The 25,746-nt window shown below is 52.5% G+C and carries 26 protein-coding genes and 1 tRNA gene; 12 read left to right on the top strand and 15 right to left on the bottom strand.

The genetic code is table 11. The features are described 5' to 3' along the window. Positions 1–25 precede the first annotated feature (25 nt). Positions 26–922 carry a phosphoserine phosphatase SerB gene (gene serB / locus NQF89_RS01745; protein WP_099026629.1) on the bottom strand — a complete coding sequence of 299 codons (897 nt, stop codon included), beginning with the start codon at positions 920–922 and terminating at the stop codon, positions 26–28. Positions 923–966: 44 nt separating this feature from the next. Between serB and miaA the strand changes: the two genes are divergently transcribed. The 9 genes from miaA (at position 967) to NQF89_RS01790 (ending at position 10,091) form a co-directional block, all read left to right on the top strand. Further along, complete coding sequence (gene miaA, locus NQF89_RS01750; protein ID WP_266137357.1) at positions 967–1,950, top strand: tRNA (adenosine(37)-N6)-dimethylallyltransferase MiaA; 984 nt, start codon at positions 967–969, stop codon at positions 1,948–1,950. Between the two features lie 39 nt (positions 1,951–1,989). Then, positions 1,990–3,768 carry a biosynthetic-type acetolactate synthase large subunit gene (gene ilvB, locus NQF89_RS01755; protein ID WP_099026631.1) on the top strand — a complete coding sequence of 593 codons (1,779 nt, stop codon included), beginning with the start codon at positions 1,990–1,992 and terminating at the stop codon, positions 3,766–3,768. Positions 3,769–3,838: 70 nt separating this feature from the next. Beyond that, positions 3,839–4,858, top strand: a complete 1,020-nt coding sequence (ilvC, locus tag NQF89_RS01760) for a ketol-acid reductoisomerase (RefSeq protein ID WP_266137383.1) — start codon at positions 3,839–3,841, stop codon at positions 4,856–4,858. Between the two features lie 202 nt (positions 4,859–5,060). Further along, positions 5,061–5,540 (top strand): adenosylmethionine decarboxylase, encoded by a 480-nt coding sequence (gene speD, locus NQF89_RS01765; protein ID WP_099026633.1) that lies wholly within the window; start codon positions 5,061–5,063, stop codon positions 5,538–5,540. 144 nt (positions 5,541–5,684) lie between these two features. Further along, positions 5,685–6,581, top strand: coding sequence for a polyamine aminopropyltransferase (gene speE / locus NQF89_RS01770; RefSeq protein ID WP_266137384.1), 897 nt, complete (start codon positions 5,685–5,687; stop codon positions 6,579–6,581). 23 nt (positions 6,582–6,604) lie between these two features. Beyond that, complete coding sequence (gene panB / locus NQF89_RS01775) at positions 6,605–7,435, top strand: 3-methyl-2-oxobutanoate hydroxymethyltransferase (protein ID WP_155572493.1); 831 nt, start codon at positions 6,605–6,607, stop codon at positions 7,433–7,435. Between the two features lie 67 nt (positions 7,436–7,502). Then, entirely contained in the window at positions 7,503–8,645 is a 1,143-nt protein-coding gene (gene gcvT, locus NQF89_RS01780; protein WP_155572492.1) for a glycine cleavage system aminomethyltransferase GcvT, read from the top strand. Between the two features lie 164 nt (positions 8,646–8,809). After that, complete coding sequence (locus NQF89_RS01785) at positions 8,810–9,112, top strand: putative quinol monooxygenase (RefSeq protein ID WP_155572491.1); 303 nt, start codon at positions 8,810–8,812, stop codon at positions 9,110–9,112. Positions 9,113–9,137: 25 nt separating this feature from the next. After that, positions 9,138–10,091 (top strand): ROK family protein, encoded by a 954-nt coding sequence (locus tag NQF89_RS01790; RefSeq protein WP_155572490.1) that lies wholly within the window; start codon positions 9,138–9,140, stop codon positions 10,089–10,091. Between the two features lie 116 nt (positions 10,092–10,207). Here NQF89_RS01790 and glnA read toward each other — a convergent pair whose 3' ends face one another. Then, positions 10,208–11,668 (bottom strand): type I glutamate--ammonia ligase, encoded by a 1,461-nt coding sequence (gene glnA / locus NQF89_RS01795; protein ID WP_155572489.1) that lies wholly within the window; start codon positions 11,666–11,668, stop codon positions 10,208–10,210. Between the two features lie 158 nt (positions 11,669–11,826). Between glnA and tldD the strand changes: the two genes are divergently transcribed. Beyond that, a complete protein-coding gene (gene tldD / locus NQF89_RS01800; RefSeq protein WP_407652335.1) occupies positions 11,827–13,314 on the top strand; it encodes a metalloprotease TldD in 1,488 nt (495 codons plus the stop codon). Between the two features lie 177 nt (positions 13,315–13,491). Further along, a complete protein-coding gene (locus NQF89_RS01805) occupies positions 13,492–14,625 on the top strand; it encodes a hypothetical protein (RefSeq protein WP_230873359.1) in 1,134 nt (377 codons plus the stop codon). A gap of 67 nt (positions 14,626–14,692) precedes the next feature. On the opposite strand, the gene NQF89_RS01810 is transcribed toward NQF89_RS01805, so the two are convergent. Beyond that, positions 14,693–15,016, bottom strand: a complete 324-nt coding sequence (locus tag NQF89_RS01810) for a YggT family protein (protein WP_230873360.1) — start codon at positions 15,014–15,016, stop codon at positions 14,693–14,695. Positions 15,017–15,189: 173 nt separating this feature from the next. Between NQF89_RS01810 and NQF89_RS01815 the strand changes: the two genes are divergently transcribed. Further along, a tRNA-Ala gene (locus NQF89_RS01815) sits at positions 15,190–15,265 on the top strand. A 111-nt stretch (positions 15,266–15,376) separates the two neighbouring features. On the opposite strand, the gene NQF89_RS01820 is transcribed toward NQF89_RS01815, so the two are convergent. The 12 genes from NQF89_RS01820 to NQF89_RS01875 all read right to left on the bottom strand — a co-directional run bounded on the left by NQF89_RS01820 (position 15,377) and on the right by NQF89_RS01875 (position 25,565). Continuing rightward, positions 15,377–15,967: a PqiC family protein gene (locus NQF89_RS01820; protein ID WP_155572487.1), complete on the bottom strand. Its 591-nt coding sequence runs from the start codon at positions 15,965–15,967 to the stop codon at positions 15,377–15,379. Further along, positions 15,964–16,920: an MlaD family protein gene (locus NQF89_RS01825; protein WP_266137359.1), complete on the bottom strand. Its 957-nt coding sequence runs from the start codon at positions 16,918–16,920 to the stop codon at positions 15,964–15,966. The genes NQF89_RS01820 and NQF89_RS01825 overlap by 4 nt, the downstream gene beginning before the upstream one ends. Next, entirely contained in the window at positions 16,913–17,704 is a 792-nt protein-coding gene (locus NQF89_RS01830; protein WP_370513392.1) for an ABC transporter ATP-binding protein, read from the bottom strand. The genes NQF89_RS01825 and NQF89_RS01830 overlap by 8 nt, the downstream gene beginning before the upstream one ends. Before the next feature lie 3 nt (positions 17,705–17,707). Further along, on the bottom strand, positions 17,708–18,868 hold the full coding sequence (locus NQF89_RS01835; RefSeq protein ID WP_155572484.1) for an MlaE family ABC transporter permease: 1,161 nt from the start codon (positions 18,866–18,868) through the stop codon (positions 17,708–17,710). A gap of 176 nt (positions 18,869–19,044) precedes the next feature. Then, positions 19,045–20,706: an ArnT family glycosyltransferase gene (locus tag NQF89_RS01840; RefSeq protein WP_266137360.1), complete on the bottom strand. Its 1,662-nt coding sequence runs from the start codon at positions 20,704–20,706 to the stop codon at positions 19,045–19,047. A 41-nt stretch (positions 20,707–20,747) separates the two neighbouring features. Further along, positions 20,748–21,521 (bottom strand): glycosyltransferase family 2 protein, encoded by a 774-nt coding sequence (locus NQF89_RS01845; protein WP_155572482.1) that lies wholly within the window; start codon positions 21,519–21,521, stop codon positions 20,748–20,750. Further along, positions 21,518–22,018 carry a F0F1 ATP synthase subunit B family protein gene (locus NQF89_RS01850; RefSeq protein WP_155572481.1) on the bottom strand — a complete coding sequence of 167 codons (501 nt, stop codon included), beginning with the start codon at positions 22,016–22,018 and terminating at the stop codon, positions 21,518–21,520. The genes NQF89_RS01845 and NQF89_RS01850 overlap by 4 nt, the downstream gene beginning before the upstream one ends. Beyond that, on the bottom strand, positions 22,008–22,592 hold the full coding sequence (locus tag NQF89_RS01855; RefSeq protein WP_155572480.1) for a F0F1 ATP synthase subunit B family protein: 585 nt from the start codon (positions 22,590–22,592) through the stop codon (positions 22,008–22,010). The genes NQF89_RS01850 and NQF89_RS01855 overlap by 11 nt, the downstream gene beginning before the upstream one ends. Positions 22,593–22,603: 11 nt before the next feature. After that, positions 22,604–22,831, bottom strand: a complete 228-nt coding sequence (locus NQF89_RS01860; RefSeq protein WP_018979931.1) for an ATP synthase subunit C family protein — start codon at positions 22,829–22,831, stop codon at positions 22,604–22,606. Positions 22,832–22,887: 56 nt separating this feature from the next. Beyond that, a complete protein-coding gene (locus NQF89_RS01865; RefSeq protein WP_266137361.1) occupies positions 22,888–23,637 on the bottom strand; it encodes a F0F1 ATP synthase subunit A in 750 nt (249 codons plus the stop codon). Continuing rightward, positions 23,615–23,974, bottom strand: coding sequence for an AtpZ/AtpI family protein (locus NQF89_RS01870; RefSeq protein WP_196424551.1), 360 nt, complete (start codon positions 23,972–23,974; stop codon positions 23,615–23,617). Before NQF89_RS01870 ends, NQF89_RS01865 begins: the two co-directional genes overlap by 23 nt. Before the next feature lie 142 nt (positions 23,975–24,116). Next, positions 24,117–25,565: a TSCPD domain-containing protein gene (locus NQF89_RS01875; protein ID WP_266137362.1), complete on the bottom strand. Its 1,449-nt coding sequence runs from the start codon at positions 25,563–25,565 to the stop codon at positions 24,117–24,119. Between the last annotated feature and the right edge of the window lie 181 nt (positions 25,566–25,746).

Consider the following 25,746-nt stretch of genomic DNA (forward strand, 5'->3'; position numbering starts at 1 on the left):
CGAAGGCATAGGGGTGAGGGGAAGGTTACTCCCCGCCGACAATGTCGGAGGCTTTATAGCCTTGGGCAAAGAGATGCGTCCGCATCCCTGTGAAGTTGACTTGTTGCTCCACCACTTGGCGGACATTTGGCTTTGCATGATAGGCAATGCCAAGCCCCGCGGCTTGGAGCATGGGGATGTCATTAGCCCCATCACCAGTTGTGATGCTGGCAGAGAGCTGAACACCACGCTCGGCACAAATTTGCTCAAGATGTTTCTTCTTAGCATCTGGGCCGAGAATATCGCCAATGAGCTGACCTGTGATGATTCCGTCTTTAATCTCAAGGAGATTGCCGTAATGCTCATCAAAGCCGAGCTTTTTAGCCGCACGCTCGGTGAACCAATCAAACCCACCGGAGATGAGAGCCGTGCGTGCGCCATTGGCCTTCATGGTCTGGACAAGCTCTTTAATCCCATCGGTGAAGGGGAGCTTCTCTAGCACGTCCTTTAGCAAGGATTCAGGATGGCCTTTTAGCCCGATGGTCCGTTTGCGGAGGGATTCATCAAACTCCATCTCGCCATTCATCGCGCGTTTGGTAATCTCGGCGACATAGTCACCTGTGCCGGTGGCCTTGGCAAGGTCATCCAGCGTTTCGCCATCAAAGATGGTGCTATCCATATCGGAGACGAGGACAGCCTTACGGCGGCCCCGCGTCTTGGTGAGGATAGCATCGACCTTATAAGGGGCAAGGGCGGCACGGATTGTTGCAGGCGTGGCATCACCGGGGCCGGGAGGCGGGCAAAAAATATCAACGGCTTCACCCTCGGACAGCACGACCGGCGGTTCACCTTTGACAAGATTGCGGGCAATGTCGATCGCCTCTTTGGGAAGGGTCCCATTGCGGCGATTGGCAACAAGAGTCAGAACACAAGGTAGGGACATGACATCTCTCGCTAAAACATCAGAAGATATGGCAGAATAAGTGTATGAGCTCTTCTGAAAACGCCCTTATTGTGGCCGGACCAACCTGTTCGGGCAAGTCAGCTTTGGCCTTTCATTTGGCAGACCTGTATTGTGGTACGGTCATTAATGCGGATTCTATGCAGGTTTACCGGGAGTTACGCATCCTCACCGCCCGCCCAAGTGAGGCGGAGGAGGAGGCGATTCCGCATCGTTTATATGGGGTTTTGCCTGCGGCTACAGCAGGTAGTGTTGCATGGTGGCGTAAGCAGGCCCTCGCTATAATGGCAGAATGCCGCGCCGCAGGGCGGTTGCCTATCCTCTGCGGGGGGACGGGTATGTATCTACGCGCCTTGACCGATGGCCTTGTGGAAGTCCCCGACCCCGGGGCAGAGGCACGCCAACAAGCCCGCGCCCTGCTTATGGAGATTGGGCCTGAAGCGTTACACGAAAAATTGATGAAGGCAGACCCTCAAACAGCCTCTCATCTTCACCCACAAGATTCTCAACGTGTGAGTCGGGCTTGGGAAGTGCTGATGGGAACAGGCCGGGGTTTAGCCTCATGGAGGGCGGCGGAGGGCCTACCGGCAGCACCTTACCGGTTTATATCCCTCATGCTGGACCCTCTGCGTGATGAGTTACGTTCTGCCATTGCTCAACGCTTTGATGCCATGCTGGAGGCTGGGGCGATGGAGGAAGTCGCCGCGCTACGACGGCAGAACCTCCCTGAGGGCCTCCCTGCTATGCGGGCGCATGGTGTGCCAGAGTTAGGACAAGTGCTAGAGGGGCAATGGAGCCTTGATGAAGCTCGCCTACAAGCGACCCGCGCCATTGGCCGTTATACGCGCCGCCAAGCGACATGGTTCCGCCATCATGCTCTTAGCAAAGATGGAGATGGCGAAATAATATTTCACAGAACGAGCGGAAAAGAGTTCTTTTCGAGTAAAAAAATGCGCGAAATTGAATATTTTATATCATCTAGAATTGACGGAGCCGGTTTAGAGCGATAGAGCAGAAGCGTTGCGTTAACCGGCGAGAGGATATACGCCATGCCTGCCAGCGAGACAGCTCCGATGATGGCAACAGGTGCTGAGGTCATTTTACGCGTTCTTGAGGAAGAAGGCGTGGATGTCATTTTTGGCTATCCCGGTGGTGCGGTCCTCCCTATTTATGATGCGCTTTTTAAGCAAAAGGCGATCCGTCATATTCTCGTCCGGCATGAGCAAGCGGCAACCCATGCGGCGGAAGCTTATGCACGCTCCACAGGTAAAGTGGGTGTGGTGTTGGTGACATCCGGCCCCGGTGCAACCAATGCCGTAACAGGTCTGATGGATGCGAAGATGGATTCCATCCCGCTTGTTTGTTTGGCTGGGCAGGTGCCTGTTCCCTTAATCGGGAAGGATGCCTTCCAAGAGGCGGATATGGTGAGCATTACGCGCCCCGCTACGAAGCAGAGCGTCCAAGTGCGTGAGGCTGCGGCTTTAGCCCCTACGATTCGCGAGGCCTTTGCCGTAGCGCGTTCTGGCAGGCCCGGCCCGGTTTTGGTGGATTTACCTAAGAATATCACAGTCTCGGAAGCCCCCTTGCCGCCGCGCCCGGCACAACCTGCTTGTAAAGAGGCGGGTCCATCTCTGGAGGGGCATGCGGTAAAGCGTGCGATTGAGGCGATGAAGAACGCCCGTAAGCCGCTGCTTTATGTGGGGGGTGGCGTTATTAATGCCGGGCCGGAAGCCGCAAAATTGCTACGTCAGTTAGCGGAGAAAACGGGCTTCCCCGTGACCTCTACTCTGATGGGTTTAGGGGCGTATCCGTCCTCTAGTGAGCCGTTTTTAGGCATGCTGGGGATGCATGGGGCGGTTGAAGCGAATATGGCCGCGCATGATTGTGACGTGCTGGTAGCCCTTGGGGCACGGTTTGATGACCGGGTAACGGGCCGTGTGGATGGGTTCTCCCCTCATTCCTTCAAGATTCAGGCGGATATTGACCCGCGTGAGTTTGGTAAGATTGTAAAGGTTGATGTCGCTTTGCAGGGGGACCTCAAGGCGACTTTAAAGGCCTTGCTGGCAGAATGGGGGGATACGCAAGCAGCGGATCTTTCCAGCTGGTGGCAGGAGATTGCCCAATGGCGCGCTGTTGAGGGCTTTGGCTTTGAGCAAGATAAAGCCGATACAGCCATTATTAAGCCGCAATATGCGTTAAGCCGCTTGTATGAAAAGGTGAAGGCTAGCGGGCGGGATTGTTTTGTTACGACCGAGGTTGGGCAGCATCAAATGTGGGCGGCGCAATATTTCGGTTTTGATGAGCCTAACCATTGGTTGACCTCCGGTGGGCTAGGTACAATGGGCTATGGCCTGCCAGCAGCAGAAGGCGCGCAGATTGCTCATCCTGATGCTTTAGTGATTGATATTGCCGGTGAGGCCTCTACCCTGATGAATATTCAGGAGTTAGGAACAATCGCCCAATATCGCCTGCCGGTGAAAATCTTCATCCTCAATAATCATTATATGGGGATGGTACGCCAATGGCAGGAGCTAGTGCATGAATCCCGCTATTCTCAGTCTTACAGTGCAGCTTTGCCGGATTTTGTGAAGCTGGCGGAGTCGTTTGGCATCCGTGGGTTGCGGGTTGAGACGCTGGGCGGGTTGGATGAGGCCATTACCACTATGTTGGCGCATGATGGGCCGGTGTTGGTGGATGTCCATGTAGCGCAAGAGGAATGTTGCTTCCCCATGATTCCCTCTGGGGCCAGCCATGACCAGATGCTCCTAGGGCCGGGGCGTGTGTTTGGCGGGGCGAAGCTGACAGAAGAAGGCAAACGCCTCGTTTGAGAGATGGGTTTTACGGGCTGCCTAAGCGGCGGGTCGCTATTGTGTGTTTTGGAAAGGAAGGATGAGTACAATGCGTGTTTATTATGATCGCGATGCGGATATTAATCTGATTTGTGGCAAGAAGGTTGCCATCATCGGTTATGGTAGCCAAGGCCATGCCCATGCCAACAATCTGCGTGATAGCGGGGTGAAGGATATTGTTGTCGCTCTGCGGCCAGAATCTAAGGCGCGCGCAAAGGCAGAGGCAGCGGGCTTCCGCGTTGTAACACCCGCCGAGGCCGCCGCTTGGGCCGATGTTGTGATGATTTTGACACCAGATGAAGGTCAGGCCGCTCTGTATAAAGAGCATCTGGCCCCGCATTTAAAACCCGGCACGGCTCTGGTGTTTGCGCATGGTCTGGCTATCCATTTCCGCCTGATTGAGCCAACTGCCGAGATGGATGTGTTCTTGATTGCTCCGAAAGGCCCCGGCCATACGGTGCGCTCTGAATATCAGCGTGGTGGTGGTGTCCCATGCTTGGTGGCTGTGCATCAGGATGCTTCTGGCCATGCGAAGGATATTGCTCTGTCCTACGCCTCTGCCGTTGGTGGTGGGCGCGCTGGCGTGATTGAGACGAGCTTCCGTGAGGAAGTGGAGACAGACTTGTTTGGTGAGCAAGCCGTGCTGTGCGGTGGGACGATTGAGCTTATCAAAGCCGGGTTTGAGACGCTGGTTGAAGCAGGCTATGCCCCAGAGATGGCGTATTTTGAGTGTCTGCATGAGATGAAATTGATTGTGGATCTGCTTTATGAAGGTGGTATCTCCAACGTCAATTACTCCATTTCCAACACGGCGGAATATGGGGAATATGTCAGCGGGCCGCGCGTTGTGACCTCTGAAGCGAAGGATGCCATGCGTGCTGTGCTGAAGGATATTCAGGATGGGACATTCGTGCGGAACTTCATCTTGGAGAATCAGTCCGGCAATGTTGGCTTTAAGGCATCCCGTGCCCGTGATGAACAACATCAGATTGAGAAGGTCGGGGCAAAATTGCGTGAGATGATGCCGTGGATTGCCAAGAACAAGCTGGTTGATAAAACACGTAACTAATAAAGGTTGCGGTTTTATAATCACAGAGTGGTTATGGCTTAATGGGGAGGATTTTCCTCCCCATTTTTATGGAGTATTATTGCGTCCATTTAGCAGATTTTTAAAAAACAGTTGCGTTTAGCGTTATATTTTCTTAGAAAACGAGTTCGACGCTCCTTCATTCGGGAAGGGGGGCGATAATCTGCTGGTTCAGGAGTACGTTATGGACGCACTTGCTCGACTGGGGATGGAATCGGACCTTCCGAGAGATATCCAGAACACTGAGGCAATTCACGCAGTCGAAGACTGTAAGGACTTTTTTATCAAGCAAGGTGGTGAGACCTATGCAGGTAATCATCTGCTTGTTGATTTCTGGAATGCCAGAAATCTGGACGACCCCGAACAAATAGACGCTACGTTAAGGCGGGCTGCAAAGGCAGCAGGGGCAACGATTCTTCATGGACATTTCCATCATTTTACGCCAAATGGTGGGGTTTCTGGCGTGATTGTTTTGGCTGAGAGCCATATTTCCATCCATACATGGCCGGAGCGTCACTTCGCAGCGGTGGATATCTTCATGTGTGGTGTGTGCGACCCTAACCGGTCGGTCCCTGTTATGCAGGAGCTTTTTCAAGCTGGCCGTGTGGAGATAGACGCGTTCAAGCGTGGGCGTGTCAGTGCGACAAGGCATACAGGGCGGTAAGCCGAGCGGGGAAGGGGTTTAGGCGTCTTCCCAATTTCCCTATAATAAAAGGTTATAGGTCCCTGCATTTTGTAAGGCAGCGGGGCATAGCTGGCTATGAGCGTACTTATTGTGGGCACGCATCCATGGCTAGGTGATGACATGATGAAAGGATGGGCCGTGTCTTCTGGCATATCTTCCGAGGCGTGGTTTAACGAGGCTTTGTATCCTGATTGGGGCCAACGCTTTAAAGTGGTGAAAGAGCTTGTGCATAAACGCTCGCCTTTCCAAGATATTCGTATCTTTGAGAGCAGCAGCCACGGCCGTGTTTTGGTGTTGGATGGCATCATCCAAATTACCGAGCGTGACGAGTTTATTTATCAGGAAATGTTGGCTCATGTGCCACTTTTCATGCATCCGCACCCTAAGCGCGTTTTAATCATCGGCGCAGGTGATGGCGGGGTGTTGCGCCGTGTCCTCCAACATAAAACGGTGGAAAAAGCCGTCATGGTGGAGATTGATGGCGATGTGATTGAACTTTCCAAACAACACCTGCCTATGTTCGGCAAGGATGCGTGGGATGACCCGCGGGCTGATGTCATCGTGGGTGATGGGATTGATTACGTCAAAAAAGCTGATGATGGGGCGTTTGATGTCATCATCGTTGATAGTACAGACCCTATCGGCGTGGGTGATGTACTCTTTACGGATGATTTTTATAAGAATTGCGCGCGCATCCTCTCAGATGAAGGGATTATCGTGAATCAATGCGGTGTGCCCTTCCAACAGGCGGATGAGCTGCGGGAGACCACAGCACGGCGGGCGAAGTTCTTCCCGCATGTAACGGCCTATCTTGCGGCAGTGCCGACTTATGTTGGTGGTTTTATGACCCTTGGGATGGCTAAAAAGGGCACCGCACCGCATAAGTTAGAGCTAGCGACGTTACAAAAAAGAGCGCAAGAAAGCGAGATTGCGGAAAGCTGCCAGTATTGGACGCCAGAGGTGCATATTGCCTCTTTCAGCCTTCCGCCTTATATCGCCCAAAACCTCCTACGCTCATAATGGTATAGAGAAGGACCCCTACCATGCGCCGGATGACACTTGCGGACTTCCAGAAGATGAAGGATGAAGGCCGGCCCATCGCCATGGTGACGGCCTATGATTACGCCTCGGCTTTAATTGCGGAGCAAGCGGGCGTGCCGGCTATTTTGGTAGGGGATTCCCTCGGCATGGTTATGCAAGGGCAGGACACAACCTTACCTGTGCGTGTAGAGGATATGATTTATCATGCCCGCATGGTCATGCGCGGGAGCCGTAAAGCCCTTGTGGTGGTGGATTTGCCTTTTCTGTCTTACGCGACAGAGCAAGATGCGGTGGATGCAGCACGGCGCGTTATGCAAGAGGGGGGCGGCCAAGCCCTTAAATTGGAGGGCGGGCGTGAGATTGCCCCGATAGTGCGGCGTTTAACAGCAATGGGCGTGCCGGTGATGGGCCATTTGGGGCTTACGCCACAAGCGCAACATCAAATCGGCTTGCGCGCTCAGGCAAAAGAGGTGCAGGCGGCGCGTAAATTACTTGATGATGCGCGTGCGTTAGAGGAGGCTGGTGCTTTTGGGATTGTGCTGGAGGTTATCCCGGCAGATTTAGCGGCTTTAGTCTCTAAAGAGGTGCGTATTCCCACAATCGGCATTGGGGCTGGTGCGGGGTGCGATGGGCAGGTTCAAGTCTGGCATGATGTGCTAGGGCTATTCGAGGGGAAATCGCCTCGTCATGCGCATCGTTTTGCAGAAATTGGGGCGCAGATGGTTGGGGCTTTATCTCATTATGTAAAGCAGGTGGAGGAAGGCTCCTTCCCCACAAAGGCGCAGAGTGTCAGTATGGCCCCCGATATTTTGGCCGCTCTTACAGCGGAGTGAGATTGTCAGAGAGGGGGGAAGCTGGCAAAGTGCCGCTTTTCCCTGTCTTGCAGGAATAAAGATAGACATGATGGATGAGACAATACAACCTAGCCCCCTTCGGGCACTCCATGAGGAGCTTAAAGCTCAGATGGATGGGTTTGATGGGTACGAATTGCCAGCACAATATCCCTCCGGGGCTGAGGTAGAGCACCTCCATACGCGCAAACAGGCTAGTTTGTTTGATATTTCCTTTTTGGGGCAGTTGCGTGTGCGCTCTAAGGAGGGGAATCTCGCCATTGTGGCTGAGGCCTTAGAGCAGCTTTTGCCAACCAATGTTATAGGGATGGAAAAAGGCCGGATGCTCTATGGTCTCCTCACAACAGACCAAGGCGGCATCCGAGATGACCTTGTTATCTCCCGGCAAGAGGATGATTTTTTACTCATCCTCAATGGGCGCAATCGCGAAAGCAATGCGGATTATATTGAGAATGCCCTTGGTGAGGATTGCAAAGTAAGCCGTGAGTTCGACCGGGCGATGGTGAGCCTACAAGGCCCAAAAGCAGCAGATGTGTTGGGGGCTGTTCTAGGGGTAAGTGCCATTACTGCCATGAAGTATCGTGATTGCCATGATATGCCGTGGGAAAATGGGACCATTACGGTTGCGCGCTTTGGCTATACGGGGATGGATGGGTTTGATATTTGTCTGCCAGCAAATCTCGCAGAAGCTTTTGCACGCCGTCTTTTGGAGCATCCAGAGCTAGAGCCTGCCGGTATGCTGGCGCGTAATACGTTACGTTTGGAGGCAGGGTTATGCCTCTATGGGACGGATATTGATAAAACGACCTCTCCGGTAGAGGCCGCACTTGCCAATAATATTGCACAATGTCGTAGGCCCGGTGGTGAGCGCGCAGGAGGCTACCCCGGTGCGGAGACTATCGCAGGGCAATTAGAGCATGGGATTTATCGCCAGCGCGTAGGGTTAAAGCCGAGTGATGAAACATCCCTCCCTAATGGGGCGGAGATTTTCTCTGATGCTGAAGGGCAGGACCGTATTGGCCGTGTTACCTCAAGCTGTTTAAGCCCGACATTACGGGTCATGATTGGCATGGGCTATGTCACACCGGCTCATGTTGAGGTGGGTAGTCAGATTTTTGCCAAAATGGATGATGGTACCATGCAGCCTATCACAGTGGCGGCTCTGCCTTTTGTCCCCCTTGCGGAGCGGTGACCCTCTAGCCGTATTAAATCTAGCTCCTTTTCCTTAATAGGGCTTTACGCCATGCCTTTTTTGGGTGAGGCTCGGCAATAGCAGGCGGGGAGGGGTCTCTCCGGTCCTGCTGCGGCCCTAAGCATCCGGCTTGGGAGCTTATAAGATGGTTAAGGAGATGTGGTATGAGCGAGGCTGTTCATATTCTGGCATTAGCGACAATTGATAAGGGCAAAGCGGCAGATCTGGAAAAAGTTGTGCAGGAATGTGCGAAGCACTCCCTGCAAGAGAAAGCCTGCAAGCGTTACGAAATTGCGCGTGATGCTGAGAATGAAGGTCGCTTTACTGTGAGCGAGATTTGGGCCAGCCAAGAAGGCTTCGAGGCGCATCTCGCGACAGAGCATTTCGGCGTGTTAGCGGCTTTCGCTAAGGAACATGGTGCAGAGCTGGAAGTCATCCGCCAAGTACCGCTGCATCCCGCCGCATAAACGGCAGAATAAGGAGTGTAACTCAATGGCTGATTATCGTTTGGGCATTGATTTTGGTGGCACGAAAATCGAGATCCTGGCGTTGGACCGCAAAGGGCAGGAGGTATTGCGCGAGCGTATTCCTAATCCCGGCGTCTATGATAAGGCCATTGAGGCCATCCGGGATTTAGTTCGTAAAGCGGATGAGCAGATTGGTTGTGTTCCTGCTCATCGTATTACGGGGACGCAACTAACCTCCACGTTGGGCATTGGTATCCCCGGCTCGATGTCCCCAGAGACAGGGCTTGTGCGGAACTCCAACGCAACATGGCTGAACAACCATCCCTTTAAGCGGGATGTGGAGGAAAGCCTTGGCCGCCCTGTGCGGGTGGAAAATGATGCGAATTGTTTTGCCCTTTCCGAAGCGGCCGATGGCGCGGGAGAAGGCTATGCTACAGTGCTGGGTGTAATTATTGGCACCGGCATGGGTGGGGGCATTGTTGCTAATGGCCGTATTCTCCCCGGGCGGCATCATATTGCTGGGGAATGGGGCCATATTCCTCTGCCATGGGCTAAGCAAGAAGATTTCCCGATGCGGAAATGCTTCTGCGGGAATGAGGGGTGTCAGGAGCGTTATCTTTGTGGCCCGGTCCTTGGGGCGGAGTGGAAAGGCGAAGGCAATCGCTCCCCTAATGGGATTGAGGAAGCCGCGCGTAATGGTGATGAGGCCGCGATTCGCGCATTAGACCTCTATATGGACCGTTTTGCGCGGGCCTGTGCACAGGCTGTGAACTTCCTAGACCCAGATGTAATTGTGTTGGGTGGTGGGGTGTCTAACTTAGCCTGCATTTATGAGCGTGTGCCGAAATTGCTGCCGCGTCATGTTATTACGTCACCTTGCACAACCCCAATTGTGCAGAACCGCCATGGTGATAGCTCTGGCGTGCGCGGTGCGGCATGGCTGTGGGATGTGAGTGAGAGTGGCGTGACGCATACATAGTAAGTCGGACTAAACGTACCAGCGTCATTTTATAAAAACCGCCCGTTCTGTTATAGAGCGGGCGGTTTTTTATGAGCTTGCTCTGCCAGAGGTGGCAGAGCAGTACGTTCGTTATATTAGACGGAGTAATACATCTCAAACTCAACAGGGTGAGGTGTATGCTCAAAGCGATACACATCTTGCATCTTGAGGGTGATGTAGCTCTCAATCTGATCTTTGGTGAAGACATCCCCTTCCAGCAAGAAGGCGTGGTCGGTCTTCAAGGCTTCCAAAGCTTCACGCAGGGAGCCGCAGACCGTTGGGATCATGTTCAGCTCCTCAGGGGGAAGCTCGTAGAGGTCTTTATCCATCGCTTCACCCGGATGGATTTTATTGCGGATACCATCCAAGCCTGCCATCAGCATGGCACTAAAGGCGAGGTAAGGGTTCGCTGTTGGGTCGGGGAAGCGAACCTCCACACGTTTTGCTTTGGGGCTTGTCGCATAAGGGATACGACAAGAAGCCGAACGGTTAGCAGAGGAATAAGCCAGCAGCACAGGGGCCTCAAAGCCCGGGATCAGGCGCTTGTAAGAGTTGGTGGAAGGATTGGTAAAGGCATTAAGAGCCTTGGCATGTTTGATAATCCCACCGATGTAATACAAAGCTTCATCAGAGAGGTCAGCATAGCGGTTACCAGCAAAAAGCGGCTTACCATCTTTCCAAACGGATTGATGAACATGCATACCTGTGCCGTTATCACCATAGATAGGCTTTGGCATAAAGGTTGCTGTTTTGCCGTAGGAATGAGCCACATTATGCACGCAATATTTGTAAATCTGCATAAAGTCAGCAGATTTAACAAGCGTTGCAAAAGCCGTGCCTAATTCATGCTGGCTGCGGGCGACTTCGTGATGATGCTTTTCAATCGGTAAGCCCATCTCACCCATTGTAGCGAGCATTTCGGCGCGCAGGTCGCTCTCATTATCCACAGGCGGAACAGGGAAATAACCGCCTTTACGGGCAGGGCGATGGCCCATATTCCCTTCAGGATAATCTTTCATGGAAGCTTCTGGCCCCTCGATGCTGTCGAGGTGGTAGGAGCCGTAATTCTCCCCCGTACCAAAGCGGACACTATCAAAGATGAAGAACTCTGCCTCCGGGCCAAAGAAGGCGGTATCCCCAAGGCCGCTTTTTTTGAGGTATTCTTCCGCTTGTTTTGCTGTCGCGCGTGGGTCGCGGTTGTAATAGCCGTTGGTTTTAGGGTCGATAATATCGCAGATGAGAATGAGCTGAGGGCGGGCAGAGAAAGGGTCCACCACAGCGGTCTCAGGGTCAGGGAGGAGGACCATGTCGGACTCATTGATGGCCTTCCACCCTTGGATGGAGGAGCCATCAAACATGAAGCCATCTGTAAATGTATCTTCTTCAATGGTGCGGACAGTCTGCGTGGTGTGCTGCCATTTGCCCTTTGTGTCGGTAAAGCGGAGATCGACAAACTCAATGCCATGCTCTTCAATCAACTCAAAAACGCGCTGGATAGCGGCTTTTTGAGGGGAAGGGCGTTGTGCAGAAGGAGTAGATGCTGATTTTTTTGCCATGGCTGCGTGCCTCGCATATTTTGGACTGATACCAAAACGATTACGGGACAATGAGCCATCTGTCGAGTGCTTGCACATAAACTTCCTTTTATAAGACGAGCTGGCTCCTTTTTCTGATAGGATTTGCATTTTCGGGCTAAAAAGCCCATCTGGTGGTCATGTCTATCATCTCACCCCTACAAATATCCGACTCTTTGTTTTTTCATGATGGTTCTTCATGGAATCACGATGACGTGAACAAACAACTCACCCATAGTCTTGCCGGCATGGATGATGGGGAATTGTTCCTCGAATATCGTGAGGATGAAACGCTTGGGCTGGAGAATGGCTTATTGCGGAATGTTGGCTTTACGCAATCTTCTGGTTTTGGGTTGCGTGGCGTTGTGGGGAGTCAGACCCTTTTTTCCCACTCGGACCTTTTGGGGATGGACTCATTACAACGTGCGGCAGAAGGGTTCCGTCATATAGAGGTTGCGGCGTTACCACCCACCAACTCTGCTCCGCAAGGCACTGTATCAGGGGCGGATAGATGGCATGCAATAGCCCTGTATAGCGGGACACATCCGCTAGAGGGGAGCCGCTTTACCCAGCGGGCAGATTTATTGCGCGAGATTGACGCGTATGGCCGTGGGCTAGATGGCCGGGTCGTGCAAGTAAATGCCACATTGAACACGCAATGGCAGGTCGTACGGATTCTTCGCCCTGAGGCTTTGTGCCGTGGGGAGACTGGCCCGTTGGTGGATATTCGCCCGCTTGTGCGGTTGGATATTTCCGTGATGGTGGAGCAAGGGGGACGGCGAGAAAGTGGGCGTATGGGCCAAGGTGGCCGTTATGCGCTGGCCCGTTTGATGGCACCATCTTGTTGGCAAGCGATGACGCAAGAAGCCTTGCGGGAGGCTTTGGTGAATCTGGAGGCCGTTGCAGCCCCAGCGGGGGAGATGCCCGTGGTGTTAGGGGCGGGCTGGCCCGGTATTTTGTTGCATGAGGCCGTAGGCCATGGGTTGGAAGGGGATTTCAACCGGAAAGGGACATCCGTTTTCTCCGGCTGTGTGGGCCAGCGCATTGCTGCGCCGGGCGTTACGGTGTTGGATGATGGGACATTGCCAGAACGCCGGGGGTCGTTAATGATGGATGATGAAGGCACCCCGACAAGGCGCACTATGTTGATTGAGGATGGTATTCTGCAAGGTTATATGCAGGATCGGCTTAATGCTCGTTTGACGGGTGTTGCCCCGACGGGCAATGGGCGGCGTCAATCTTATGCGCATGCGCCTATGCCGCGTATGACCAACACCATCATGGCAGGCGGTCAGGCCTCGGAGGAGGAGATGATTCGCTCCACTAAAAGAGGGCTTTATGCGCGTAATTTTGGCGGTGGGCAGGTTGATATTACCTCCGGCAAGTTCGTCTTTGCGGCATCAGAGGCTTATATGATTGAGGAGGGGCGCATTACAGCCCCTGTGCGTGGTGCTACTTTGATTGGTAGTGGTGCCGATGTCATGCAGCAAATCAGCATGATTGGGCCAGAGATGGCATTAGACCCCGGTATAGGGACATGCGGTAAGGCGGGGCAGGGTGTGCCTGTTGGTGTGGGGCAGCCGATGATAAAAGTGAGCGGGCTGACCATCGGCGGGACGGCCACTTAGAATCTTTTAAAAACAGTATATTACGGTGTGTTATTCTGTGTGCTTTTCTTTTTAAGGGGGCATAGATAAAACAAATGGAATATGTTTCAGATATAAATATTTCTCATTACACTATTGCAAAGTATCTTTTTGCTGTCGTAATGTTTTCGCATCAACAATTTTTGATGGTGCATCGCTATGAAGAAGTCCGTGCGTTACGCAGCCCTTCTCTCCAGCCTCGTTGCAGGTACCTATGGTGCCACTGCGCAACTCTATGCTGCAGATGCAGCGGGGACTAATAGTGTTAGCACCATGTCTGATGATAAAGCGAAGGTGAAGTCTGTTAAAAAAGCAGACAAAACAGCGTCAACATCAACGCCTACAGTGGCGACACAAGCCGCAACGCCCAAGCCGCCCGTTGTGCAGGTTGCTGAAAAACCAGCCTCTAAACCATTGCCAGAGCAGTGGTATACGGGCTCGCTTTACTCCCCTTCTCCCGCTTTGCCTGCCCCGGGGATGATTGCGGTGGAGCCGTATGTGGCGGCTGGTTTGCCTGCTGGTGCGTTTGATTCCAATGGTCACTTAAATACCCGCAAAGGGGCGGGGGGACAGCACTCTATTAGTCAGTTCTCCTTGGCAAAATACGGGATTACCGACCATCTGTCGCTCTATTTATTGCCGACTTATAGCTATAGCTGGGGTGACCACCAGAAACATTCCGGTTTGAAGTTTAATGACCTGCCGGTGGAGTTTCAGTACCGTTTAACGCCACATTATACGCCATCCATCACGCTTTATTTTGGTGTGAATACTCCAACAGGGGATTATAAAAACCTCTCCAATGCATCAGAGGGTGTGGGGCAAGGTGTTTGGGCGTTGCGTTACGGTGTGCATAGCCAGTTTGCGCTCCCCTTCTTTAAGCATGCGATGCGTGTGCGTCTTTGGGCGCAGGTGCGTCACCCCGTGGCCAGTACAAAATTGCGGAACATTACGAGCTATGGGACAGAGAAAGGCTTTACAGGCCGCGGCCATGCTGGCCCATATGGGAATGAAGGTGGCTCTGTAGAGCTGGGGATTACAAAAAAATGGGTCTTTGCTTTAGACCTTTACCATGTTTGGTCCACGTCTAATTCGGTAAATGGATATAACCGTTATACGAATAAAAATATCCATTATCGGACAGGTTGGTCCGGTGCATTTAACGTAGGCCCGGGTATTGAATATAACTGGACGTCAAGCATCGGGGGAATCGTTGGTGTGATTTTACCGGTGGCAGGGCATAATACGTCTCGTTCTATTTCCCCACAGGTTGCGGTGTTCGCCGTCTTCTAAGAGCTAAGTTTGTTAGAGCGGGCTTTTTTCCCCTCGTCTCCTTTAAAGGGACGAGGGGTTTTTTGTATTAGGCATGTGTTAAGAATACTAATTTGAAGATCGTTTTAAAGATAAAGTGGGGAGCATATTGGATAGTAAGTAATAGCACTAACGGTGAGAAATCCATTATCCCTGTAGGGGGGAGGATATTACGAATGGGTTGTAATACAGGCTCCACCAAACGTGCAAGCATCTCGGTAAGGGCTTGTATAAATCGGTTGGAGCGGGGGTCAATAACGTCAAAGTTGATGGCCATTGTGGCGAAGCAATAAGCAAGGATGATCCATGTATAAATATCCAGCACCATCAAAATAAGATTGACGATAAACATATAAAGATTAGCAGCAGTCATAAAAGGTGATGTCCCTGATACGAATTAGGTATAATCCCCTATGTAGCAGGCTTTGCTAAGTCTGACGATATGAAAGCGAATGAAAGGCGGGGTTTCTATAACCGTGTGGCTTATTTATACGCTTTTACCTTGACAGGTAAGAGCCTACATGGTGTTTATAGGGCAGACATCATGGGGCTATAGCTCAGTTGGGAGAGCGCCTCGTTCGCAATGAGGAGGCCAGGGGTTCGAATCCCCTTAGCTCCACCATGATTTCCCCCTTTAAAAGCTGTGTGTTTAAGAGGATATCAGGGTGTAAAAACCCCCCTTCTTATATTGTGCATATGGGCAAAGCACGCATGAGAAGGGGGGATAAAACTATTATGGTGTTGTGGGGATAGAGCGAGAAATATGATCCGCTAACTGCACCACAAGGTTACGCATCAGGGCTGCGATATCGGCATCAGTATTCGCGGGGCCTTCTGCGGAGAGATGGACAATATTCTGTGTGATGGGTTTTGTTGAATCATGAGGGACAATCGCCCAATGGGCGTTTAATACGGCGTGATGATTCACATCGACATCAAACTCCGAAATCGCAACCATCACGCGCATATTAGCTGCTTCGATCAAAGGTTGATCTGTAAAGAGCATATGCGGTTGGGTTGCGGCGATCTCGTTTGTGATGAGGTCGGTCACCCCAAGGGAAAGGCGCGTAACCCAGCGGGCGTTTTGGCTGCGGCGAATTTCTTCTCCATTACGGGAGATAATATCTTGGCAGTCCAAATAATCGGGTATGACCACGCGATCAATCGCCACGATAGTTGCATTAGGGGGAACCCGAAATGACTTATCGTCACTATGAGCAGGAATCCCCAATGTGTAGAGGCGCAAAGCAGGAGAAGCGCAGCCAGTAAGGAGAGCGCAGCCCCCCAAGAGAGCAAGAGCAGTGCGGCGGAAAGGAAACATCATGGCTTGCGTCCCATCAGTAGGAGTTGCGGGTTGCGTTCTACATCGCTTGCAAAACCGCGAAGCGAGGCCGCTGTGACAGCAATATCACGCAGGGCGGCATCCAAATTAGCACGATCAGCAGAGCGTTCGGAGAGGATATCTTGCAGGGAATCCAGCGTCTTAGTGGCTGAGACGAGCGTCATATGAAGGTCCTTCCCGCGCTGGTTAAGTTCACCTGTGCCCGCATCAAGGAGCTGGTTCATCTTCAGCAAGGTATCATCAAGGCGCGCATGAAGGTCCTTGATGGTCTCAGTGGCAGCGAGAACGGTATCTTGTGCATGGTCGGAGGTTGTTTTGACGCTATCAATCAAGGGCGGTAGTTTCTGGCGCAGAGTGTCGCTCAGTGCGGTGATGGACAGAATGGCCGTATCAGCATGCTCGCTAATATCCTTGATGGGAATCTGCTCTAATGTGTTTTTCAGCTTCTCCATAGTTGATAGACGCACGGGGATTTCCGGTAGATTTGTAATCCGAGGATGAAATACAGCCGGGACAGATTTATCAAAATCCAACTCAATATCGGACTGCCCAGTAACTAAACTTTGCAGATTCAACCCAGCGCGTAGCCCATTATCAATCATCTCTTGGAACTTAATGCGGGTATGGTCCGGCATATCGTGGACAACATGCATTTGGCTAGGCTCTAACGTGATAATAACAGGGATATAGGCCTTCTTATCCTGTGGGTCGAAATGGAGGGTGATGCTTTTCACCGACCCAACCTTCACCCCACGGAAGTTTACAGGGGCACCGACAGAGAGACCAGAGATGGAGTTTTGGAAGACCAGCGCGACCTCCTTTGTAGAGGAAAATAAGCGCATATGGCCAAACGCCATAATGATAAAGATAAGCAGCACGCTGCCAAGGATCACAAACGCGCCGATTTGGGTTTTTTTGTTTGTGGTATCAGACATGCTGTTCGGCCTTCTGTTCTGTCTGGGAGGGGATGGTGGCAGAGCGATGCATGAAGGCTGTCACCTCCGGAATAGTACAATCAAGGAGCGCACGCGGCGAGCCATGGGTGATGGGCCTATGCGTTTTTGCATCTAAGAAGATGCCGTCATCAGCAATTGTAAGAAGGCTGGGTAGCTCGTGACTTACAATGACGATTGTCGCACCAAGCCCATCACGGAGGCTGAGGATGAGGTCATCCAAACGCGCCGATGTGATGGGGTCTAACCCTGCTGAGGGCTCGTCAAAGAATAAAATATCAGGCTCTAAGGCGATAGCACGAGCAAGGCCTGCACGCTTGCACATACCGCCTGATATTTCATAAGGGAAAAGGTCTATCGCATGTTCCATCCCAACAAGGCCGAGCTTGAGCCTGACAAGCTCGGTAATTTCGGCTTGGCTGAGGGATGTAAACATTTCTAACGGGAGGGCAACATTCTCGCCCACTGTCATGGAGCTCCATAGCGCACCACTTTGGAAGAGAACACCATAGCGGCGGTTAATCGCTGTACGGCGGTCATCAGGCTGAGCCCAGTAATCTTCTCCTCCAACCATGATCTGCCCTGCTGTAGGGCGGAGCAAGCCTACAATACTGCGGAGAAGTGTGCTCTTGCCGCAACCGGATCCACCCATAACCGCAAAGATAGATCCGCGTTTAAGGTCGAACGAAACATTCTGTTGGATGATCTTTGGGCCGAAGGATAATTGCAAATCGCGGACGGAGATAAGTGTTTCTTGCTCAGACATCAATCAAATCCCGACAGCATTAGCAATAACGGCGAATACAGCATCCAAGGCGATGATGCCCACAATCCCAATCACAACAGCGCGTGTGGCGGCGATACCAACATCAGCCGCGCTACGGCCTGCTTTAAGGCCGACACGGCAAGCGGCAAGAGCGATAAAAGCGGCAAAGAAAAGAGATTTGATGAACCCAAAAACAAACTGGCTAATCTCAACACCATCGAATGTCGCGAGCCAGTACCCAATGGGGGAAATATCCATCATGCCCATAGCGACAACAAAGCCGCCAAAGATGGAGACCATCGTACCATAGAGGTAAAGCAGCGGCATCATAATGACGAGCGAGAGGATGGAGGGCAGTAAAATATAGCCCGAAACGGGGATGCCCGTCACTTGGAGAGCATCGATCTCCTCATTCCCCAACATGGTAGAGATGCGTGCCGCATAAGCCCCGCCGGTACGCCCTGCCATGATGATGGCCGTCATGATGGCGGAAATCTCACGTGCGGAGGCAATCCCTACGAGGTTGGTGACATAAATCTCCGCAGCGAACTTACGCAGTTCAATCAGCCCAACAAAGGCTAAAATAGCCCCAACAAGGAAGTTAACGATACTGACAATTAACAAAGCGGAGGGACCGGCATTCCAGACATCAACGAGGAGGTCTTTTAGGCGCATGGCACTCTTACCGCGGAAGGCCTGCATGGCCCCCCGGAAGACATCCATCGTAAGGGTCGCCATTGTGCCAATCTCATTAAGATTGTTCAGGCATTTACCCCCGACACGAGAGAGGAAGCCCTCATGATGCTCTTGATGAGGGGTAACCTCAGCGGGTTTATCTGGCAATAAAGCGAGCAAACGCTGTGCGGAATCTGGGAGTGTTTGCTCATCCAAGGTAAGAGAGGCCTGACACGCCGCTTTTTTAACGTCCCATAAAAAGGCGATGAGGCTGACATCCCAATTCTGGAGGCCCGTGACATCAACCGTTACTGTCTTATCTGCAATAGAGGCAACAGAGGCGAAGCTATCTTGTGGGAAGTTTATGCCATTCTGCGTTTGGATGTTCCATGTGCCCTTGAGGGCGAGGCACAAACGCCCCTTGCTCTCTTGGAGGGCCCAAGAGGGTGCAGGAGAGGAGGTAGCGGCTCGCATTTCCGTCACAGGCATAAGGCCAGTCCTTGCTGTGCCCTTACTGTGGGGCGTTGGGTAGGATGCGACATCGTTATGCCAATAAAGCGTCTCATAATGAAAACCCTATAACATAAATGTAAGAAAAGCGAGGGGGCGGGAGAGGGTATGCTGTAAGATTATTTCTATATTTCAAGAGGTTTTTAGAAAGGGAATTACTCATGTGCGGCATAAAGTCGCAGATGCATTTTCCGGCCATTAGAGTAATTCAGCCCCTCAAATTGATCATAAAGAATTGCGCTTTCTCCTTGTTGTTTTAAAGCGTGCAGAAACTCTGCTTCATCGCGTTGGTCTATCAGGGCGAGGGCACAATGTGCATCTTCATGTAAGGCTTGAGCAGCGGCTATGGTGGGTAGGATGCGTGTCGCCCCGCCAGTTAAAAAGATGAGACTTGGCTCTTTATAGGATGGGGAGAGCAGGGGGCTTTCTTGGCAGGGGCGAAGTTGCTCAAAACTATGGGCTATACGAGGCGAAAGTTGGATGCTGGTAAGGTGGGGGATTAGGCATAAGAAAAGCCCCATCTCACTTAACAACGCGGCACCAAGGGAGCAAAAGGCCCCTTCTCGCCATTTTTGTTGGTAGATAAACCACCCCGTGGCGATGAGGAGCGGGAGGCTACCATAAAGGGGGATGAAGCTATCGGTAAAGAAGTGCCCTTCCATAGCGTAAAGGAGCAAAGGCACCGCAGCAGAGAGCAGCAGCCCTATACTTAACCAAAGGGTTGCATAAATCCCGACCCCTATTTTGGCCCAGAGGGTACGCAGTGGGGTGCATGGCCAGTTGAGCAAGCTAGCGGCTGTGAGAATGGCAATGGCGGGATAGGTGGGCAGAACATAATGGGGGAGTTTAGTCGCGAGGCACTCAAAAAACAGCCAATGAGGGATAATCCAGCAGAGGAGAAAGAGAAGCTCCGGCTCTTTTCGTTTCTGCCAAAGGGTGGGTAAGGCGCGGAGGGCATAAAGGGCACATGGCCAGCATGCGAGCGAGACAAGCAGAAGGTAATAACCGGGAGGAAAGCCATGTGCTTCTTGTCCACTGGTGATTTTACCGAGCAGATTATGGCCTACAGCACGGCGGAAGAACTCCCCATGGCTGACAAAAGCAATGCTTATACACCATGGCAAAACGATTAACGCACTGATTATCCATCCCCAAGCGGGCCGTAAATGCCGCCAGAGGGTAAGGGTGCGTGTGGCCAAACAAAGGGCGAGGAGTGTCCCAAAGCTAGGGATGAGAACGATGGGGCCTTTGAGCATCAACCCCATGCCAAGGGCGCACCAATAAAGGATGCTGTAGCCGCAAGGTGTTTTTATATGGGCGCGTGCATCTTCAAAATGCCGGAGGAGGAGGGCTTGCAAGCACAGAATATCTAGCAAAAGGACGCTATCAATCGTGGCCATTCGGCTTTCTGCGGCAAAGAGAGGCGTCACCAATAGAAAGCCAGCAGCGAGCAGCCCCGTTTTTGGCCCAAAGAGGCGCGCGCCAATCCATGCGGTGAGGAGTGTACTTAAAATAGATGCTACGAGGCTGGGCAGACGATACGGCCAAGTGTGATGGCGCAGGGTTGTATCATGCGTGATGAACTCTGTGATTTTAACAGCACCGGCCTCTAACCAATAGATGCCAGCAGGCTGATGATAGCGAGGCTGGTCTTGGAAGCGAATATCGAGGAAGTTACCCGTTGCCAGCATCTGCGCGGTAGCTTGCATATAGCGTGGCTCGTCCCGGTCTAGCGGGGGGAGGCTAAGCCGCCCTGGCAGAGCGAGTAAAAAGGCTAACAAGCCAAGCACAATATAATGACGGGATGAGAGGGTCATAAAAGGCAGGCTTGCAAAGGGGGAAGGATACAGAGAGAGGCTTATCGCTCGCTTAACGGTGGGAGAGGGCGTGTCCGTTTTTGCAGCCAGAGAACACCCAAAAGGTCGAAAATACCAACGAGGGCACGATTCATATTATTATATTTAGAGTGCCCATGCAGTCTTGCGCGATGTTGTGTTTCTATACAAATGAGCGGGGCACCATAGCTTTGCATTAAAGCAGGTAAAAAACGATGAAGCCCCTCAAAATGGGGAAGGGTAAGGAAAAGGTCGCGTTGAAAGAGCTTTAGCGGCCCGCCGGTATCGGGGCAATGGTCGTGTAGAAGATGTTGACGAAGGGTGTTTGCAAGCCGGGTCGCAAAGCGGCGAGAGAAGGAATCACGCCTTTTCCGGCGGACCCCAACAATGAGCGGGGCTGGGCTTTTCACCCCATGGGTTGTCTCATAAGTGTGGCGCGCAGCCAGCATGGTTTGGATGAAAGCGGGATTGTCCTGCCCATCACCATCCATTGTGGCAATCCACGGCGCATGCGCGGCACGAATAGCGGAGCGGAGTGCGGCGGATTTTCCCATACGCGTGGGATGAACGATAATCCGCAACTGGGGGAGGAGGTGTACTTTAGCCTCTAGCAGCTTTTGCTGTGTTGTATCGGTGCTACCGTCATCAACAATGATAACCTCCGCTGGAGGGAGGTCCGTTAAAACTGTGCAGAGTTCCTCACATACGGGGAGGATATTATCGCTCTCGTTAAAAACGGTAATGACGACAGCCAGCAAGGGATTATGTGGCTTACTGGCTGTCAGTGTGCTGGTCATGCAGCCTTGTCATTAAGGGCTTGCGGCAGTTGCTTTAGCCCATCAGTGATGAGTTTATGAGCAAGGGAGGAATCTGCCGCGAGGTCTTTTTGGAGGACATCCTTTGCAGCAGCAAGCGCGAGGGCCGCGGCTTGCTCACGAATGTCACGCAGGGCGGCTTGCTCTGCAATATGAATGCGCTCGCGAGCAAGTTTCTCATGGCGGGCCACCATATCATCAACATCACGCTCAGCTTGGGCGCGCAGACGCTGTGCCTCTAGCTTGGAGGATGTGATGAGCTGTTGGGCTTCCTCTTGAGCGTGCTTTAGGTCGCGTTTGGAATCCTCAAGCATTTGCTCAGCTTCACGGCGGAGGCGTGTTGCCTCATCCAAATCCTTGCGGATCTCATCTGCGCGTTCATCAAGCTTAGAGGCTATGGTTTTCCAGAGCTTACGCCCAAAGATGACGAAGAACAGAACGAAAGCGAGAGATGACCAAAAACGGGGTTCATGAAACATGCTCACCTCCTGCAGTATGAGCGCGCTCTATAGCAGAGGCTACAGAGTGATGATCGGCTTTACCAATGAGGCGTTCAATAAGAGTTGTGGCGGTATTTGTAGCGATGCCACTAACATGATTGAGGGCCTTGGTGCGCGATTGTGCAATGCGGGTCTCCGCATCACGGATTTCAGTATTAAGGCGAGCAAGTGTCTCGCTAACCTCATGCTGAATGTTCTTCTTAGCTGTATCGCGAATCTCTTGAATGATAGCGTGAGCATCATCAAAAGCTTTATCGCGTGCTTCATGGAGCTCTTTTTGGGCTTTGTCAGCATCTTGCTTAGCGCGGCGGGCAAGGTCAAGATCGCTCTTGATGCGTTGGTCACGCGCCTTCAGCACATTAGCAACCCGTGGCAAAGCAGAGCGGCTTAGAAGCAGATAGAAGATGAAGAAGATGATGGCACCCCAGAGCACCTGGCCCTGCACATAAGGGTCGTTAAAGTGGAGCTGGGGCATGCCTTCCGCCACGGCCCGGCCCGGTAAGGCCGCAAGGGGGGCGGCGGCAGACAGGAGGAAACGAGGCGTAAGGCGCATCGGTCTTGCCCTCAGACGAAAAGGATAAGGAAGGCGATCAGCAGGGCAAAGAGGGCAATAGCCTCTGTCAAGGCAAAGCCAAGCATACCCAGGCCAAACACATGCGGGCGAGACGCCGGGTTGCGAGCGATAGAGTTTACCAGCGCAGCAAAGATGTTACCGATACCAGCACCAACACCGGCAAGAGCAATCACGGCAAGACCAGCACCAATCTCACGAGCGGGATGAAGAAGATCCATGGTTCAGCTTCCTTTATAAGGACAGGACAAAGAGAAACGCAGGCACTGCCAGCCCATTAATGGGCGACAGCCTCACGCAGGTAAATGCAGGTAAGGATGGCAAAAACATAAGCCTGTAGAAGCCCTACCAGCAGCTCAAGTGCCGTCAAAGCGATGTTGAGAACAACAGGGGTAATTGCCAGCACATCGCCGACAACGCCAAGACCGGCAAGCATGATCGTAAAACTTGCAAAAACCTCCAACAGCACATGCCCTGCTACCATATTCGCAAAAAGACGAATGGACAGGCTGATGGGCCGGGAGATGTAGGAGAGAATCTCAATCGGTACAAGCAAAGGGGAGAGGGCAATGGGCGCACCCTCCGGCATGAAGTGCTTGAAGAAGTTTAGCCCCTGCACACGCAAAGATGTGATGATGCAAAGGATAAACACCGCCATTGCCATAGCCAGCGTAACAACAATATGGCTGGTGAAGGTAAAGGAGAACGGCAGTAGGCCGATGTAATTCCCCGTCAGAATGAAGAAGAATAAGGCAAACACAAAGGGGAAAAAGCGCGTTCCCGCCTCCCCGATAGTATCAACGGCCAAACCGTGGATGAAGTCGTAACTCACCTCTGCGGCGGCTTGTAGGCGACCAGGCACCACGGCTTTTGGCTTCATCCCAACATAGAGGAACGTAAGCACCACAGCGGCGGAGATTACCATAAATAGCGGGGACTGGGATAACCGCAGTGCCTCACCGAAAGAACCCAAAATCGGATGCAGTTCAAACTGTCCGAGCGCGTCAATCTTCGATCCGCTGGCCACGCTGGTCTCTCCCGTTTTCTTGTGCCCTATTCTGAGGGGCATCTGTAACATTCACAACACGCCAGACATTCCGCAAGCCGGCTGCCATGCCAAGCATAGCAAAGCCAATCATAAACGCAGGCTTACATCCTGTCCATCGGTCAAGTTCATAACCAATGCCCAGACCAACGGCAACACCAGCCACGAGATCACTTGCAATACGGAAGGCCATTCCTAATGCAGAATCTTCGGACAAGGCGGCAGTTTTTCGGGGGGTATTTTTTGGGGTCAGCTTTTGCTCCATATGAGCAAGACGCTCATTGAACTGGCTGTATCTGGTTGTGTCGTGGTTGCTCACGCTACAATACCCCAAAATGTCCTGCATCATTGCGATGGACACAAAGTAGCTAGACAGGGCATGAGGCTGATGTCAACGACCTGAGCGCATCCCTCCTGCCCACTGAGCGAAGGGCTACTAAATTATAGTGAAAAAACAACCCTTAGCTAACAAGTCGCAACCTTTGGTTTTTTGTGCGAGAGGATGTTTTATGCTCATCTGGCCCAAAAGGAAGCATGGGCGGCTCTTGTTGTTTATCGTTAGAGTCCGCTGGAGCATCAGGCATATGATGACCAAGATACGCATCCGATAACGCACGGAAGGCATAATCTAGCATAGAGGTCGCATAGCGGGCCACATCATCGCCTTCAACGGTACCGCACGCACCGAAGCGAGAATAAGCAAATTGCTCGACAAACATTTCTAAAGGTACACCGCATTGCAGGCCAATACTCACGGCTTGGCTGAAGCACTCCATCAGGCCGCGTGCCATGGGGCTTTCCCGTGGGGGAGCGAGGGATAGGGCGGCGAGGCTGCCATCTTCAAACTCGCTGGTCCGCATAAAAAGGCGATGCCCGCCAATGGAGGTGCGCTGGCTAAAGCCGCCTTGCCGCATGGGTAAGGGGCGGCGGACGCCACGGCCTAGCTTGTCTTTTAGGTCATCTATTTCTGGCTCAGGCAGAGCAGGAAGATAATCGCAAAAAGGCATAACAGCTTCATGCATCTGTGCATGAGCTTCCGCACCGGCGGGATGAAGTGGGCTTTGTCCCTCCAATGTGAGGGCTAAAGCGGCCTCTGGGGAGAGGCCCTTATGGGCGAGGCGGTTGAGAGTTGAGGCTCGCAATGTGCCGTGTTGCGTAACAAGGGAGAAAATTGGCCCTAAGCCGCAGGCTTCGACATCAAGTAGAGCATCAACCATGCCGGGGCTAGAAAAGCCCGTCTCGATAGGGCTGAGGGTGGTTACGCTCTGTAGTGCGCTAGTGATGGCGATAGCGGTCTTCTCAATTTCTGGATGATGAGGGCAGTGGAAGGCCTTAGCCGGTTTTGCTGTGCCAGCACGGGCAATGAGCTGCGTAAGATGGCTTATCGCTTTGGCAAAATCACGCCCTTCTGTGCTGTCATATTCCATACCAAGGGCGGCAAGGCAGGCATCAAGGTCGCTCAATAAGATTAGCCCGACAGGCCCATCATCATGGTGAGCAGGGGCAGGATCATCAAAGAGGGGAAGTTCCCCACTGCGATAAGGCCGCTGCGCTGCGTCTAACCGGCGCAAGCTATCGCAGGCTAATTTAAGGCAAGCGGCAAAATGTTCAGTTGCAAAAAGACCATCCTGCACAAAGCCGGAGAGCCTTACAATAAAGCCCGGTTGTCCGTCAGGGTCATTGCGCCATAGGGCAGCATTGGGGGCCATTTGCTGCATTAAAAGCAGATACGATAAGCTCCGCCCCGCCGGTGGGGTCCCTTGGGGGGTGTGGGGTAAGAGCGGTGTAGAATCAATAAGGTCCACCCAGCGCGCGGCTTCACTTGCGAGGCGGATAGGCCCGCCTTCTGCCGGGGTGAGCTGGATGAGTGCCTGAGCGGCATCATCACTCCACACAGAGGGAACGGTCACCGAACGCAGGTTAGAGCTGTCCGAGTCTATGCTTATTTGAAGCGTTCTCATATGAACGCCATTCCAGTGAAGATGCGCTTTCATGATGACGAGTCTAGTCATGAAGCAGTGAGGAGGAAACCATCCTTAGAGGGGGATAACGGGCATAAGCGTTCAGGAAAACGGGGATATAGTGGATAAC

The organism is Bombella pollinis (genome assembly GCF_026385485.1).
Classification (GTDB): domain Bacteria; phylum Pseudomonadota; class Alphaproteobacteria; order Acetobacterales; family Acetobacteraceae; genus Bombella; species Bombella pollinis.